This is a genomic window from Roseicella aerolata (genome assembly GCF_020523605.1).
Lineage (GTDB): Bacteria > Pseudomonadota > Alphaproteobacteria > Acetobacterales > Acetobacteraceae > Paracraurococcus > Paracraurococcus aerolatus.
The window spans coordinates 142,384-157,049 of record NZ_JAJAQI010000005.1; the positions used below are offsets into that span (position 1 = coordinate 142,384).

The 14,666-nt window shown below is 69.5% G+C and carries 15 protein-coding genes; all 15 read right to left on the minus strand.

Going from position 1 to position 14,666, the window contains the following annotated elements:
* Positions 1–7: 7 nt before the first annotated feature.
* On the minus strand, positions 8–397 hold the full coding sequence (gene gloA / locus LHA35_RS05135) for a lactoylglutathione lyase (protein ID WP_226605375.1): 390 nt from the start codon (positions 395–397) through the stop codon (positions 8–10).
* Positions 394–1,242, minus strand: coding sequence for an LpxI family protein (locus LHA35_RS05140; RefSeq protein ID WP_226605379.1), 849 nt, complete (start codon positions 1,240–1,242; stop codon positions 394–396). The genes gloA and LHA35_RS05140 overlap by 4 nt, the downstream gene beginning before the upstream one ends.
* Entirely contained in the window at positions 1,239–2,114 is an 876-nt protein-coding gene (gene lpxA / locus LHA35_RS05145) for an acyl-ACP--UDP-N-acetylglucosamine O-acyltransferase (protein WP_226605385.1), read from the minus strand. Before lpxA ends, LHA35_RS05140 begins: the two co-directional genes overlap by 4 nt.
* A 5-nt stretch (positions 2,115–2,119) precedes the next feature.
* On the minus strand, positions 2,120–2,608 hold the full coding sequence (fabZ, locus tag LHA35_RS05150; protein ID WP_226605387.1) for a 3-hydroxyacyl-ACP dehydratase FabZ: 489 nt from the start codon (positions 2,606–2,608) through the stop codon (positions 2,120–2,122).
* A 4-nt stretch (positions 2,609–2,612) separates the two neighbouring features.
* The gene (gene lpxD / locus LHA35_RS05155) at positions 2,613–3,647 is read right to left on the minus strand and encodes a UDP-3-O-(3-hydroxymyristoyl)glucosamine N-acyltransferase (protein ID WP_408902304.1); all 1,035 of its coding nucleotides are present in this window, start codon (positions 3,645–3,647) and stop codon (positions 2,613–2,615) included.
* Positions 3,648–3,664: 17 nt separating this feature from the next.
* Positions 3,665–4,459, minus strand: a complete 795-nt coding sequence (locus LHA35_RS05160) for an OmpH family outer membrane protein (protein ID WP_226605390.1) — start codon at positions 4,457–4,459, stop codon at positions 3,665–3,667.
* Between the two features lie 20 nt (positions 4,460–4,479).
* Positions 4,480–6,813, minus strand: a complete 2,334-nt coding sequence (gene bamA / locus LHA35_RS05165) for an outer membrane protein assembly factor BamA (RefSeq protein WP_226605393.1) — start codon at positions 6,811–6,813, stop codon at positions 4,480–4,482.
* Positions 6,814–6,946: 133 nt separating this feature from the next.
* Positions 6,947–8,077 (minus strand): RIP metalloprotease RseP, encoded by a 1,131-nt coding sequence (rseP, locus tag LHA35_RS05170; protein WP_226605395.1) that lies wholly within the window; start codon positions 8,075–8,077, stop codon positions 6,947–6,949.
* A 76-nt stretch (positions 8,078–8,153) separates the two neighbouring features.
* Positions 8,154–9,317 (minus strand): 1-deoxy-D-xylulose-5-phosphate reductoisomerase, encoded by a 1,164-nt coding sequence (gene dxr, locus LHA35_RS05175; RefSeq protein WP_226605398.1) that lies wholly within the window; start codon positions 9,315–9,317, stop codon positions 8,154–8,156.
* A gap of 180 nt (positions 9,318–9,497) precedes the next feature.
* Positions 9,498–10,367 carry a phosphatidate cytidylyltransferase gene (locus LHA35_RS05180; RefSeq protein ID WP_226605401.1) on the minus strand — a complete coding sequence of 290 codons (870 nt, stop codon included), beginning with the start codon at positions 10,365–10,367 and terminating at the stop codon, positions 9,498–9,500.
* Entirely contained in the window at positions 10,348–11,022 is a 675-nt protein-coding gene (gene uppS / locus LHA35_RS05185) for a polyprenyl diphosphate synthase (RefSeq protein WP_264185367.1), read from the minus strand. The genes LHA35_RS05180 and uppS overlap by 20 nt, the downstream gene beginning before the upstream one ends.
* 110 nt (positions 11,023–11,132) lie before the next feature.
* Entirely contained in the window at positions 11,133–11,705 is a 573-nt protein-coding gene (frr, locus tag LHA35_RS05190) for a ribosome recycling factor (protein ID WP_226605404.1), read from the minus strand.
* 79 nt (positions 11,706–11,784) lie between these two features.
* Entirely contained in the window at positions 11,785–12,507 is a 723-nt protein-coding gene (pyrH, locus tag LHA35_RS05195) for a UMP kinase (protein ID WP_226605408.1), read from the minus strand.
* Positions 12,508–12,657: 150 nt separating this feature from the next.
* Positions 12,658–13,575, minus strand: a complete 918-nt coding sequence (gene tsf, locus LHA35_RS05200) for a translation elongation factor Ts (RefSeq protein ID WP_226605411.1) — start codon at positions 13,573–13,575, stop codon at positions 12,658–12,660.
* A 140-nt stretch (positions 13,576–13,715) separates the two neighbouring features.
* Entirely contained in the window at positions 13,716–14,585 is an 870-nt protein-coding gene (rpsB, locus tag LHA35_RS05205) for a 30S ribosomal protein S2 (protein ID WP_226605414.1), read from the minus strand.
* Between the last annotated feature and the right edge of the window lie 81 nt (positions 14,586–14,666).

Genomic DNA, 14,666 nt, shown 5'->3' on the forward strand with positions numbered 1-14,666 from the left:
CGCCGCCTCAGCGCTGGATCAGCTCGATCTTGTAGCCGTCCGGATCTTCCACGAAGGCGATGATGGTGGTGCCGAACTTCACCGGCCCGGCCTCCCGCGTCACTTTGCCGCCGCCGGCGCGCACCTTCTCGCAGGCCGCCGCAACATCGGGCACGCCGAGGGCAAGGTGCCCGAAGGCATTGCCTTGCTCATACCTCTCGACGCCGTAGTTGTAGGTCAGTTCGATCTCCGCCTGGCCCTCGGCATTGCCCTCGCCATAGCCGAGGAAGGCAAGGGTGTACTTGCCATCCGGCACGTCGCGGCGGCGCAGTTCCTTCATGCCCAGCAGTTCGGTGTAGAATTTCACGCTGCGGTCAAGATTGCCGACCCGGATCATGGTGTGCAGGAACTTGCTCATGGCGTCGTCTCCGTCTCGTTGAAGGTCTCGGGGTGCAGCGCGAGGAGAAAGAGCCCCGCCGCATCCGCCGCCGCCACCGTCCGGGCGCGATCCACCAGGATGGTGCCGCCCGCCTCGATGGCAATGCCGGCCAGGCCGGCCGCGACGGCTCCCCGGATGGTCTCAGGCCCGACTGTCGGCAGGTCGAGGCGGCGATCCTGCCCGGGCTTCACCAGCTTGACCAGCACGCCACCCGGTCCCTCGCGCTTCAGACCGGCGCAACGCGCGAGCAGCGCATCCGTGCCTTCGATCGCCTCGACGCCAAGGACGAGTCCCTGCTGCACCACTGCGCCCTGGCCGACATCGACCGCGCCGAGCGCACGCACCACCAGGATGGCCCGCATGATATCGGCGCGCGCAGTCGCATCCGGAGAGGCCCGGGTCAGCAGCCCCGCCGGCGGAAGGATGTCCCGCAGCACGTCCTGCGCCGCGACGATCTCGAAGCCCTCCGCCTCAAGCGCACGCGCCACGGCGCGCAGCAGCCCGTCATCACCGGTGAAATAGGCCCGGCCGATGCGGGCCAGCATCCGTGCCGCGGTGGCGTCCGGGCGGAGCGAGAGGATGGACGGCCGCTGCGCCCGCCCGGTCATCACGATCTGCCGGACGCCCTGCGCGCGCAAATGGCCGAGAATGCGGCCGGCGGCGCCGGGCCGCTCGCGAATCAGCGAAAACCCGTTCCAGACCTGGTCGGCCCAGCCATCAAGGGCGACGACATGGACCGGGCGGCCCGCCGTCTGGGCGGCCTGGGCGACCTGCAGCGGCACATCGCCGCCGCCGGCCAGGATGCCGAGGGGCTCGGGGCTCACGCCCCCTCCCCGTTCTCCTCATCGACACCGCCGAGTTCGGGCGCGGCCATGCGGCCGGGACGGACCAGTTGCCGGCGGCGCGTCATGTCGCGCACGAAGGCGATCACCTCCTGCACCAGCGGCTCGTCCGGCCATCGGGTCGCAACCTGCTCGACCTTCGCGGCGAATTCGCCCGGATCCTTGAACAGCAGGTTGTTGGCGAGGCGAAGGGTGCGCAACTGGTCGCGGGAAGCGCCGCGGCGCAAAAGGCCGATCTTGTTGAATCCGACCAGCCGGGCCGGCAGGCCGAAGACGTAGCCGAAAGGCGGGATGTCATTGGTGACGCCGGCAAGGCCGCTCACCATCGCCAGCCGGCCGATGCGCACCGTCTGGTGCACCGCCGCGCCACCACCGATGAAGGCCCCGTCCCCCACCAGCACATGGCCACCGAGCATGACGTTGTTGGCGAGGATCACGCCATCGCCGAGGAGACAATCATGCGCAACATGGGCCTGCGCCATCAGCATGCAGCCCGCGCCGACCTTGGTGACACCCCCACCCCCCACGCTGGCGCGGTGGATGGTGACGCCCTCGCGGATCAGGCATTTCGGGCCGACCTCGCAGCGCGTCGGCTCCCCTTTGTATTTGAGATCCTGCGGGGGGGTGCCGATGGAGGCGAAGGGCAGCACCTTGGTGCCTGCGCCGATGCGCGTCGCGCCCTCGACCACCACATGGGAGACGAGTTCGACGCCCTCCTCCAGCACCACTTCCGGCCCGACGGTGCAGAAGGGACCGATGCGGCAGCCGGCGCCGATCATTGCGCCATCTGCAATGGCTGCGCCGGGCGCGATCAGCGCCGTCGGGTCGACACCGTTCAGGATCTGGGGGGCCAAGGCGTTCAACGGTCCAGGATCATCGCTGCGTAGGTGGCTTCCGCCACCACCTTCCCGTCCACCTTGGCCTCGGCGGTGAACTTCCAGATGTTGCCGCGCTGCTTCTCCTTTACGACGTGCACGCGCATCTGGTCGCCGGGCACCACCGGCTTGCGGAACTTCGCGTTCTCCACCGTCATGAAATAGACCAGCTTGCCCCGCGCTTCCGGCCCAAGCGTCTCCACCACCAGCACGGCGGCGGTCTGGGCCATGCATTCAATGATCAGGACGCCCGGCATCACCGGGTGTTCGGGGAAGTGGCCCTGGAAGAAATTCTCGTTGATGGTGACGTTCTTGATGCCGATCGCGGAGGCGTTCTTCACCACCTCCACCACCCGGTCCACCAGCAGGAAGGGGTAGCGGTGGGGAATGGCGCGCATGACCTGCGCGATGTCGAAAGCCTCCACCGTCGTCGGGGCCGCGGTCTCCGCCGCCTGCGCCTCGCTCGCGTCCATCGTCCTAACCTGCCTTCCCCTCGGTATCGCGCCCGGCGCCGAGCTTCCTCAATCGCGCAATGGAGCGCCAGTATTCCCGCACCGGCATGGACGGGCTGCCCATGACATCGGTCTTCGCCGGAACATCGTTCATGACGCCGGACTGGGCGCCGACCCGTGCCTGGGTACCGATGCGGAGGTGACCCGTCAGCCCCGCCTGCGCCGCGATGGTAACGAAGTCCTCCAGCGTGGTGGAGCCCGAGATGCCCGCCTGTCCAACCACGACGCAGCCGCGCCCAGTGCGGACGTTGTGCCCGATCTGCACCAGATTGTCGAGGCGCGTGCCCGGACCCAGGACGGTATCGCCCTGGCTGCCGCGATCGACACAGGAATTCGCCCCCACCTCGACAAAATCCCCCAGCAGGACACGGCCGAGTTGCGGCATGGTCTCGAATCGTCCGTCCGGCGTCGGGGCGAAGCCGAATCCCTCCTGTCCGATCCGCGCCCCTGGATGCAGCACCACGCCCTGACCCAGGATGGCATGGCTGACGCTGACATGCGGATGCAGCCGGCAACCATCGCCGATCTCGACGGCCGGCCCGATCGTGACATGGGCGTGGATGATGCAGCCGGCGCCAATCCGCGCGCCGGCGCCGATCACCACATAGGGGCCGATCTCCGTCCCCGGCCCAACCACGGCGCCCGGTGCGACCACGGCGGTCGGGTGAATGCCCGGCAGCGGCTCCGGCAGCGGGTGCAGGAGCCTGGCGATACGGGCGAAGCCGAGATAGGGCTGCGGCGTCACCAGCGCGACCGCGCCGGGCGGCACCTGCGCGGCGAAGGGCGCCGCCAGCACGATGGCGCCCGCCTTGGTGTCCTTGAGCAGCTGCGCATAGCGGCGGTTGTCGAGGAAGCTGACATCCTCCGGCCCCGCCGATTGCAGCGGGGCGACGCCGGTGAACCGGCGTTCCCCATCACCCTCGAAGCTGGCCGCGGCAGCAGCGGCGATGTCGGCCAGCCGCTGCGGTCCGCTGGTCGGGAAGAAGCGCGGATCCGCCACGGCCCGGTCCGCCCTGCCTAACGCCGCTGCTGCGGCTGCTGCCCCTGCTGGGGCGCGGCCGGGCGCGGTGTGGCGGCGGCAGCGGGCGGCTCGGCGCCGGTCGCTTCAGGCGGCATGGTCACGCTGCGCAGGACCTTGTTGAACTGCTGCGCCACCTCTTCCGTCAGGTCGAAGGGCGGCTCATTGAAGATAACCAACGGGCGCGGCAGCACCAGGTTCACATTGCGGCTCGCGGCCACCTGCCGGATGACGGTGCCGAGCGTCTGCTCGATCTCGACCAGCGCCTGCTGCGCCGCCTGCTCGATGGTCCGGCTGCGCTCGCGGAAGATCCGCTGGCTGTCGGTGATGCGGTCCTGCAGGGCACGCTCGCGCTCGCGCAGCTGCTCGGGCGGCAGGCTTGCCCGCTGATTGGCGAGTTGCTGCTGCTGCTCGCGCCAGTTGTTCTGCTCACGTTGCAGATCATCGTTCAGGCGCTGGCGCCGGCGCTCGATTTCGTCCCGCACCTGGCTGAAGGCGGTGGAGACCCGCTGGATCTCTGGAACGTCCACTATGCCGATCACGGCCGCGGGCGGCTGCTGCCCGGGCGGCAGCGCCGCCGGCCGCTGTGGGGGCCGCTGCTGCTGTTGCTGCTGGGCCGGCCGCTGCTGCTGTTGCGGCTGCGGCTGGCCTTGCGGGCGTTGCTGCTGCCCCTGGTTCGGCACGAACCACTCCTGCTGCTGCGCCAGGGCGGGCGCGGCCATCAGCAGGGCGGTCGAGGCCGCAGCGGCCAGGCGCAGGGCGGCCAGACGGGCCGAGGTGGTGCTGGAGCGCATATTCAGGGCAGTTCCCGTGGTCAGAAGCGGGTGCCGAAGCCGAAGCGGAAGACCTGCGTCTCGTCGTAGGGCTTCTTCACCAGGGCCTGGGCCAGATCGATGTTGATGAGGCCGAAGGGGCTGCGCCAGGAGACACCGACACCCGCGCCGACGCGCGGCGAGGCGTCGTCGCGCACCTCAGCGCCGGAGACCGTCTGCGACAGCGAGCCGACATCGACGAAGGCACGGCCGACCAAGCCAAGTTCCGCCGGCAGCGGCAGTGGGTAGCGCAATTCGGTGCTCTGGGTCCAGAGCAGGCGGCCACCCAGGCTGTCACGCGTCTCGATGTCGCGCGGTCCGGCGCCGGCGATCCGGAAGCCGCGCAGGTTCTCGCCGCCCAGGAAGAAGCGGTCGATGATGCGATCCCGCTTGTTGAACAGCGGCTCGAGGTAGCCGACGCTGCCGGCGATCGAGAGCACGAAGTCCGGATCGCCCAGATAGGATTCGAGGGGGATGAAGTAGGTCCCGTCCAGCCGGGTGCGGAAATAGGCCACATCGCCGCCGAGGCCGGCGAAATCGGTGCCGAGACGGATCACGCCGCCGCGCCGCGGGTCGATGATCGAATCCCGGAAGTCGTAGGTCAGCGTCTGGCCGAGCTGGGAGAGCAGCGTCTCGCCCCGCTGCTCGCTCACAAAGCGCGAGGCATTCTGCGCGATATCGTAGATCTCGCGGTTCGTCAGGGTATAGGCCCAGGTCTGCCGCAGGCGGTCGTTGAAGGCGTAGCCGATGCGCGTAGCGAAGCCCGCCCGCCGCTCGCGATAGGAGGCGATGTTGAGCAGGTTGCGCTGGATGTAGAAGATATCCAGGCCCGCGGCCAGATTGCGGTCCAGGAAGTACGGATCGGTCACCGAGAAGTCGAGCTGGCTGCGCCGTTCCGCCAGGGTGCCGTTGATGCGCGCATCGATGCCGGTGCCGAGCAGGTTGCGCTCGCGCAGGCCGATATCCGCCAGCGCACCGGCATCGGTCGAGTAGCCGCCGCCGACCGAGACCTCGCCGGTCGCGCGCTCCACCACCTGCGTGTTGAGCACCGCGCGGTCAGGCGCCGAGCCGGGGGCCGAGCTGACCTGCACATCCGAGAAGAAGCCGAGGTCGCGGATCCGCTGGCGCGAGCGGCGGATCTGCGCCGCGTTGAAGGCATCGCCCTCGCTCAGCCGGAACTCGCGGCGGATGACCCGGTCCTGGGTCCGGGTATTGCCGGAGATCTCGATGCGCTCGACATAAACACGCGGCGCCTCGTTGATCTCGAAGGTCAGGTCGACCCGGCGCCCCTCGCGGTTCCGCTGGATGCGCGGCTGCACGTCCACGAAGGGAAAGCCGCGCAGGTTCACCGCATCCTGCAGCGACTGGGCCACGCGCTCGACGCTGTCGCCGTCGTACCAGTCGCCTTCATCGATATCGACCAAGCGCGCGATGCTCGCGGCATCCAGGTTGCGCAGGTTGGAGACGACATCCACCTTGCCGACGCGGTAGCGCGGGCCCTCGTCGATCGAATAGGTGACGAAGAAGCCGGTGCGGTCGGCTGCCAGCTCCGCGGTCGCGTTCGTCACCTGCACATCGGCATAACCGTTCCGCAGGTAGAAGCGACGCAGCAACTCGCGGTCGAAGGCCAGGCGCTCCGGGTCGAACTGGTCGGAGGAGGAAAAGATCCGGTACCAGGCCTGCTCCTTGGTCGCGACCACCTCCTTCAGGCGGGTGTCGCTGTATTCCCGGTTCCCGACGAAATTGATGCGCGCGATCAGCGCGACATCGCCTTCCTGGATCTCGTAGACGACATCCACTCGGTTCTGGTCGAGTTGGATGAGCTTCGGCTCGACCACCGCGCCGAACCGGCCGCGCCGGGCATAGAGCTCCTGGATCCGCTGCCGATCCGCCTGCACCGCCTGGGGCGTAAAGACGGCGCGGCTGCGCATCTGCACCTCGCCGCGCAGCACATCGTCGGAAATCTTGCGGTTGCCCTCGAAGGCAACGCGATTGACGATCGGGTTCTCCTGAACCTCGACCACCACCCGGCTCCCCTCGCGCCGCACCTGGACGTCGCGGAACAGCCCGGTCGCAAAGAGCGACTTCAGGCTGCGATCCAGCCGGTCGGCGTCGAAGCGGTCGCCCGGCTGCAGCAGCATGTAGGAGCGGACGGTATCCGCCTCGATCCGCTGGTTGCCCCGGATGTCGACGCTCTGGATCACCCCCTCTGGCGCGCCGCGCGCGGCGGCAGGGGCCGTGGCGCGGGGCCGCGTCTGCGCCTCCGCGCCCGCGGGCAGCAGGGTCGGCGCAAGGCAGACGGTGGCGAGCAGGAGGGCGCGTACGGAAAGGGACAAGTTCGGACCCGTGCGGCTGGGGTTCGCAGGCGGAACGCAGAATAGCCGCAGCACCCCGCTCCCGCCACCCCACCACTTCGGTCCCGGCTAGGCGGCGTCGCGGTGTGTCGCCGCCGCGCCGCCGAAACCGGCCTCAGCCCAGCAATCGCGCCACGGCGCGGCCGATGCCGCCCTCCACGATGTCGTTCGTCGAGGCGAAGAGGAAGAGCGCGATCAGCAGCGCGAATCCGGCGCGGAAGCCGTATTCCTGCACCTTCGGCGGCAGCGGCCGGCCGCGAATCGCCTCGGCCGCGTAGAAAACCAGATGGCCGCCATCCAGAATCGGGATCGGGAACAGGTTCAGCAGGCCGAGGCTGACCGAGAGCACGGCCATCAGGTTCACCAGGGCGCCGAGGCCGAGCGAGGCGGCCTCGCCGCTGATCTCGGCGATTCGGATCGGTCCCCCCAGCTCCTTCGCGCTGCGCTGGCCAAGGATCATTTCCCCCACCCCGACCAGCGTCTGCCAAGTGATGTCGGCGGTCTGCACCGTGCCGGCCACCACCGCGGAGAAGGGATCCATCCGCTCGAACCGCGCCGCGCCGCCCTGGATGCCGAGCACGCCGACCGTGCCCTGCGCGCCCGCGCGCGGCTCCGGCACCGCCGTCACCGCCAGTTCCGCGCCGTCGCGCATCACCCGGACCTCGATGGGTTGGCCGGCACGCGGCTGGACATAGCGCTGCACCTGGTCGAAGCGCGCCACTTTCTGGCCGTCGAGCGCCACGATCTCGTCGCCGGCGCGCAACCCGGCACGCGCCGCCGCGGAGGATTCGACCACAGTGCCGATGCCGGTGCCGCCGATCGGCTGGCCGATCGTCATGAACAGGCCCGCGAAGAGCAGAATCGCGAGCAGGAAATTGGCGAAGGGCCCGGCCGCCACCACGATGGCGCGGCTGCCGACCGGCTTGCCGTGGAAGGTTCGGCCTTGCTGCCAGGAGGCCCGGATCTCGGGCGGCGCGTCCTCGGGCGTCTCCTGCCCGTGCATCTTCACATAGCCGCCGAGCGGGATCCAGCCGAGCCGCCATTCCGTCCCATGCCGGTCGGTGCCTTTCAGCACCGGACGGCCGAAGCCGATCGAGAAGGCCTCGACATGGACGCCGCGCCAGCGTGCGGCCAGGTAGTGGCCAAGCTCGTGCACGAAGACCAGCACGCCAAGCACGACCGCGAAGGCGATCAGGGTGCGCGGCAGCGCCGGCAACAGGTTCCAGAGACTACCCAGAAACTCCAAGGCCCTGTCCTCCAGCCGGCACGCGCCGGCGCGGGTTCAGCAATGATGATGCCCGGGCCGGTCGCGGAGCCCGGCCTCAGGCCGCGGCGCGGCGCGCGGCGATCCGCCCGGCCTCGGCCCGGGCCGCGTCATCGAGGGCAAGAACCGCCTCCAGCCCCGAGACATCCGGCGCGCCGAACAGGCCGAGCGTCTCCTCGACGACTGCCGCAATGTCGAGGAAGCCGAGCCGCCGGTCCAGGAAAAGCGCAACCGCCGCCTCGTTTGCGGCATTCAGAATAGTGGGGGCGCCGGCCCCGGCCTGCAACGCCTCCCGCGCGAGGCGGAGAGCGGGGAAGCGGACCGGATCGGGGGCGAAGAATTCCAGCCGGCCGAGCGTCGCCAGGTCGAGCCGCGGCAGCGTGACCGGCATGCGCTCGGGCCAGGCAAGGCAATGCGCGATCGGGGTGCGCATATCCGGGGTGCCAAGCTGGGCGAGGATTGAGCCGTCGGCATACTGGACCATGCCGTGCACCGCGGATTGCGGGTGCACCAGCACCTCGATCCTCGCCTCCGGCACCGGGAAGAGCCGGGCGGCCTCGATCAGTTCCAGCCCCTTGTTCATCATGGTGGCGGAATCGACTGAGATCTTGGCCCCCATGGACCAGACCGGGTGGCGCACCGCCTGTTCCGGCGTCGCCGCGCGCATCGTGGCGAGCTCGGCCGTGCGGAACGGCCCGCCGGAAGCGGTCAGCACGATCTTCTCGATCAGTGCCGGGTCCTTGGTGTCGAGCGCCTGGAAGATGGCGTTGTGCTCGGAATCCACCGGCAGCAGCGTGGCGCCGGCGCGGGCGGCCTCGGCCAGCACGATCTCGCCGGCGCAGACCAGGCTTTCTTTGTTGGCGAGCGCGACGGTGCCGCCGCGGGCGAGCGCAGCCAGGGTGGAGCGCAGGCCGGCGCTGCCGACGATCGCGGCCATGGTCCAGTCAGCCGGGCGGGTGGCGGCCTCGACAACCGCGGCCGGCCCGGCCGCCACCGAGATGCCGGACCCCGCCAGCGCCTCCTTCAGCGCGCCGTAGGCGCTCGGCTCGGCCACCACGGCCAGGCGTGCATCGTATTGCCGCGCCTGGGCTGCCAGCGCCGTGACGTCCCGGCCGGCGACCAGCGCCTCCACCGCATAGGCGCCCGGTGGCGCCGCCTCCACCAGGGCCAGGGTGCTGCGGCCGATGGAGCCGGTGCTGCCGAGAATGGTCAGGCGCTTCATGGGATCGTCCGATGCTGGTCGGGTGCCGAGGCAGGTAGCCGGCGAGGCCGCTCCCCACCCATGCGAGTGCCCCCGGAAGTGTTAACAGGCATGAGCGTCAGGCAGCCCTGGCGCGTGAGCCTGGAGGAAATTCCAGCTGCCATGGTGCCATGGCCTCCACCCCTCGCACGGGCGCTGCTCTCAACGCCACAGGACAGCCCCGGGGCCGAGGAGGACCCCGAGCAGCGCCGCCGCCGGCGCCGCGGCGAGCACGCCATCCAACCGGTCGAGCAGGCCGCCATGGCCGGGGATCAGGGCGGAACTGTCCTTCACATGGAAATGGCGCTTGAGCCAACTCTCGAAGAGATCACCCATCTGCGCCAGCAGCCCGAGCACGGCCGCGACCAGCAGGACCCGCCCGACCGGCAGGGCTTCGGGCGCGACCAGGGCGGCGGCTGCCAGGCCGACCGCCATAGCGGAGAACAGGCCGCCGACGGCCCCGGACCAGGTCTTGTTCGGCGATATCCCGGGTGCGAGCTTCGGGCCGCCGAAGCGCCGCCCGGCGAGATAGGCGCCGATATCGCTGGCCCAGACCACCAGAAAGAGGAACAGCACATTGACCCGCCCGGCCGCGGCATCGCCGCGCAGATGGATCAGCGCCACGCCGGCCAGGCCGATATAGAGCAGGCCAAAGGCCAGCCAGAAGCCGGACTGTCCCGGTCGTGGCCCGGCGGGGCGCGTGATCGCCCAAAGCCCAAGGGAGCCGGCAAGCAGCAGGCCGAGCGCCCAGAGCCAGGCCGCTTCCACCGCCAGCATCCCCGCGGCGAGCGTCCCCAGCGGAACGAACATCCCAGGCAGCCGGCGGGTGGAGAAGCCGCAGAGCCGGACCCATTCCCAGGCAAGCAATGCGACGGCCGCCGCCATCAGCGCCGCCCAGGCCTCCGCCCCAAGCCAGATGCAGAGGATGGCCGCCGGAATGAGCAGCGCAGCCGACAGCGCCCGCTTGCGCAGGTCGGGCCAGCGGGCAGGCCGGGGTGGCGTGGCGACAGGATCAGCCGGTGCGGGCACCATATCGCCGCTCCCGACGGCCGAATTCACGAAGGGCATCCGCCAGGGCCTCGGCGTCATAGTCGGGCCAGAGCACCTCCTGGAAGACGAACTCCGCATAGGCCGCCTGCCAGAGCAGAAAGTTGGACAGCCGCTGCTCGCCCGAGGTCCGGATGATCAGGTCGGGGTCGGGCATGTCGGCAGTGAAGAGGCGCCGGCCGAAGCCGGCCTCGTCCAGGCTCGCAGGGTCGAGCCGACCGTCGCGTGCCGCCTCCGCAATCGCCCGCGCCGCCGCCACGATCTCCGCCCTGCCGCCATAGGAGAGCGCGACCGTCAGGTTGAGGCGCGTGCCATGGGCAGTGACGGACTCGGCCCGTGCGATCTCCCGCATCGTCTCATCGCCGAAGCGGCTGCGGTCGCCGATGACACGAAGGCGGATGCCTTCCTTCGCCAGGGTTGCCACCTCTGAGCGCAGGTAGAGGCGCAGCAGGCCGGTCAGGGCCCGCACCTCCTCGGCCGGCCGCAGCCAGTTCTCCGAGGAAAAGGCGAAGAGCGTCAGCCAGCCGACGCCCTGCTCGACACAGGCCTCGATGGTGCGGCGCACGGCTTCGGCGCCAGCCTTGTGGCCGAGCGGGATCGGCAGGCCGCGCGCCTCCGCCCAGCGGCGATTGCCATCCATGATGATGGCGACATGCGCGGGTGGCGCGGACTGGCCGGACCGCGTCGGAGCGGTGGCGGCCGCGGCATCCCGGGGCGCGAGGCTCAGCTTGGGGGCACCGGACACCGGGCTCAGACCTGCCTGATGTCCTTTTCCTTTTCAGTCAAAGTCTGGTCCACCAGCTTGATGTACTGGTCGGTCAGCTTCTGCACCTCGTCGGACCAGTGCTTGGCGTCGTCCTGGCTGATCGGCGCCTTCTTGTCCTTCTCCTGCGCCTTGATCTGCTCCATTCCGTCGCGCCGGACGCCGCGCACCGCGACCTTGGCGCCTTCGGCATATTTGTGCGCGGCCTTGATCAGCTCGTTGCGGCGCTCCTGCGTCAGAGGCGGCAGCGGAACGCGGAGCGTCTGCCCCTCGGTCTGCGGGTTGAGGCCGAGGCCGGAGTCGCGGATCGCGACCTCGACCGCCTTGACCACCGACTTGTCCCAGACCTGGACGGAGAGCATCGCGGGGCCGGAGACGGAGACATTCGCCACCTGACTCAGTGGCTGCTCCTGCCCATAGGCCTCCACCCGGACCGGTTCCAGCAACGCCGGGCTGGCGCGGCCGGCGCGCAGGCCGGAAAATTCCTTCTTGAGCATCTCGATCGCGCCGTCCATGCGACGCGTGAGGTCCTGCTTGAGTGCCTTGAGGTCGGCCGGCATGGCCCGTGGTCCCCCGCTCCGTTTCTGGCACAACCCTGTCGCCGCCCCGGGCCCGCAAGCCCCGGGCGCGACCGGGCCTTCAGTGCTCCACGACCGTGGTGAAATTCCCCTCACCGCGCATGACGGCGGTGAAGGCACCGGGTTCATGGATGTTGAAGACGATGATCGGCAGCTTGTTCTCGCGGCAGAGCGAGATCGCGGCAGCGTCCATGACCGCCAGGTCGCGCGCCAGCATATCGAGGTAGGTCAGCGTCACATAGCGCTCGGCCTGCGGGTTCTTGCGCGGGTCGGCAGAATAGACGCCATCCACCTGCGTGCCCTTCAGCAGAGCGTCGCACCCCATCTCGGCGGCGCGCAGCGCGGCGGCCGTGTCGGTGGTGAAGAAGGGGTTGCCCGTGCCGGCGGCGAAGATCACCACCCGCCCCTTCTCCATGTGCCGGATCGCCCGGCGGCGGATATAGGGCTCACAGACCGACTGCATGGCAATCGCGCTCTGCACCCGGGTAGGCACGCCGAGCTTCTCGAGCGCCGATTGCATGCCAAGCGCGTTCATGACGGTGGCCAGCATGCCCATGTAATCGGCCTGGGCACGGTCCATGCCGGCGGCGGCACCGGCGATGCCGCGGAATATGTTCCCGCCGCCAATGACCAGACAGACCTCGACCCCGAGATCCACGACGCCCTTCACATCCTCTGCGATGCGGCGGACGGTGCTGGTATCGAGACCGTAGTCGCGCTGGCCCATCAGTGCCTCGCCAGACACCTTGAGCATGACACGCTTGTAGCTGGGCGGAGGGCTCATTATGGGACCGTCACGGCAGGCGGGTGAAGATAGGCAGCCCCCTACCCCCGGGCAAGCGCGGGAATCAACAAGGAGGCGAGAGGCAGGCCGTTCCGGCACGCCGCCGGCCAGCCTGGCCTGCCCGGGCCACAGCCCGGGCAGCGCTCAGTATCAGGCGGAGGCGGTGCCCGCAGCGGCCGCGACCTCGGCGGCGAAATCGCCGGCCTGCTTCTCAATGCCTTCGCCGAGCTGGAAGCGGGCGAAGCCGGTCAGGTTGCCGCCAGCCTTGCGGACGACCTCCTTCACGCGGCTCTCGCCGTCATGCACCCAGACCTGCTCCAGCAGCACCACTTCCTCGTAGTACTTGCGGATCCGGCCTTCGACCATCTTCTCGATGACCGCCGGCGGCTTGCCGCTGGCCCGGGCCTGCTCCTCCAGCACGGCACGCTCGCGCATCAACGCCGAGGGGTCGACCACCGAGATGTCCAACGCCTCCGGCCGGGCGGCCGCAACATGCATGCCGATCTGCCGACCGAGCATCTCCAGCGCGTCGATCTCCGACTTGCCCTCGAGCGCAACCAGCACGCCGATCTTGCCGAGACCCGGCTTGACCGCATTGTGGGTGTAGGTGGCGACCGCGCCCTCATTGACCTCCAGCCGCTTGGCGCGGCGGATGGTCATGTTCTCGCCGATGGTGGCGATCATCCGGGTCAGCTCCTCGGCGACCGAGTGGCCGGTGCCGGGATAGGTCGCGGCCTTCAGCCTCTCCACGTCGTCGCCGACCGAGAGGACGAGACCGGCCACCTCGGCGACGAAATTCTGGAACTGCTCGTTGCGGGCGACGAAGTCGGTCTCGGCATTGACCTCGACCATGGCGCCGACCTGCGGGCCGGTGGCCACGCCGATCAGCCCCTCGGCCGCCACGCGGCCGGACTTCTTGGCGGCGGCCGACAGGCCCTTCTTACGCAGCCAGTCAATCGCGGCTTCCATGTCGCCATTCGATTCAACCAGCGCCTTCTTGCAGTCCATCATGCCGGCGCCGGTCTTCTCGCGCAGCTGCTGGACCAGCGCGGCGGTGATCTGGGCCATGGGTCTTCTCCCGTGTCCAACGGTTCGGATAAGCACCTGCGGGCCGGGCGTGGCTCGCCCGCCGCATCAGGCGCGATCAGCATCAGGCGGCCGGAACATGGTCGCGCGGCCGGGCCGGCGCGACCATGCTCCAGACGAAGTCAGACCTTGGCGGCCTGGTTGCCGTCGTCCTGGTTGGCCTGCACCATGGTTTCCAGGCTCTCGGTATCGATGCCGGCGGTCGGGCTGGATTGCGCCTCGGCCAGCACCGGCTCGTCCTCGGTCAGCTCGGGCTCGACCGGCAGCTCCTCGGCCGAGCCGATATCGACGCCGCTGGCCTGCAGCTCGGCCGAGATGCCGTCGAACACGGCGCCGGCGACCATGTCGCAGTAGAGATTGATGGCGCGAATGGCGTCATCATTGCCCGGAATCGGGAAGGCGACGCCCTGCGGATCGGCGTTGGAATCGACCACGGCGACGACCGGGATGCCGAGCTTGTTGGCCTCCTCGATTGCCAGCTTCTCCTTCACGACGTCGATCACGAAGATGATGTCGGGGAGGCCGCCCATCTCCTTGATGCCGCCGAGCGCGCGATCGAGCTTCTCCTTCTCGCGCGTCAGCATCAGGACCTCCTTCTTGGTGAGGCCCTGGACGTTGCCGGAGAGCTGCTCCTCCATCTGCTTCAGGCGCTTGATGGAGCCGGTGATCGTCTTCCAATTGGTCAGCATGCCGCCGAGCCAGCGGTGGTTGACGTAGTACTGGCCGCAGCGGGTCGCCGCTTCCGCCACATACTCGGCCGCCGCCTTCTTGGTGCCGACGAAGAGCACGCGGCCGCCGGCGGCCACGACGTCACGGACGGCGCGCAGCGCGCGGTCCATCATCGGAACGGTCTGCTGCAGGTCCAGGATGTGGACCTGGTTGCGCACGCCGAAGATGTACGGCGCCATGCGCGGATTCCAGCGCCGCGTGTGGTGGCCGAAATGCACGCCGGCCTCGAGCAGCAGGCGCAGGGAAACCTGGGGCATCGCCATGGGGCGAAATCCTTCCATTCAGTCCGGTTGAGCCTCCGCGGTGCCTTCCCGGATGCCCCGGGACCGGACCCGACCCACCTT

Coding starts and splice junctions, on each gene's coding strand:
- gloA (WP_226605375.1), bottom strand. CDS start 397: ATGAGCAAGTTCCTGCACACCATGATCCGGGTCGGCAATCTTGACCGC.
- fabZ (WP_226605387.1), bottom strand. CDS start 2,608: ATGGACGCGAGCGAGGCGCAGGCGGCGGAGACCGCGGCCCCGACGACG.
- LHA35_RS05160 (WP_226605390.1), bottom strand. CDS start 4,459: ATGCGCTCCAGCACCACCTCGGCCCGTCTGGCCGCCCTGCGCCTGGCC.
- dxr (WP_226605398.1), bottom strand. CDS start 9,317: ATGAAGCGCCTGACCATTCTCGGCAGCACCGGCTCCATCGGCCGCAGC.
- LHA35_RS05180 (WP_226605401.1), bottom strand. CDS start 10,367: ATGGTGCCCGCACCGGCTGATCCTGTCGCCACGCCACCCCGGCCTGCC.
- uppS (WP_264185367.1), bottom strand. CDS start 11,022: ATGGATGGCAATCGCCGCTGGGCGGAGGCGCGCGGCCTGCCGATCCCG.
- frr (WP_226605404.1), bottom strand. CDS start 11,705: ATGCCGGCCGACCTCAAGGCACTCAAGCAGGACCTCACGCGTCGCATG.
- pyrH (WP_226605408.1), bottom strand. CDS start 12,507: ATGAGCCCTCCGCCCAGCTACAAGCGTGTCATGCTCAAGGTGTCTGGC.
- tsf (WP_226605411.1), bottom strand. CDS start 13,575: ATGGCCCAGATCACCGCCGCGCTGGTCCAGCAGCTGCGCGAGAAGACC.
- rpsB (WP_226605414.1), bottom strand. CDS start 14,585: ATGGCGATGCCCCAGGTTTCCCTGCGCCTGCTGCTCGAGGCCGGCGTG.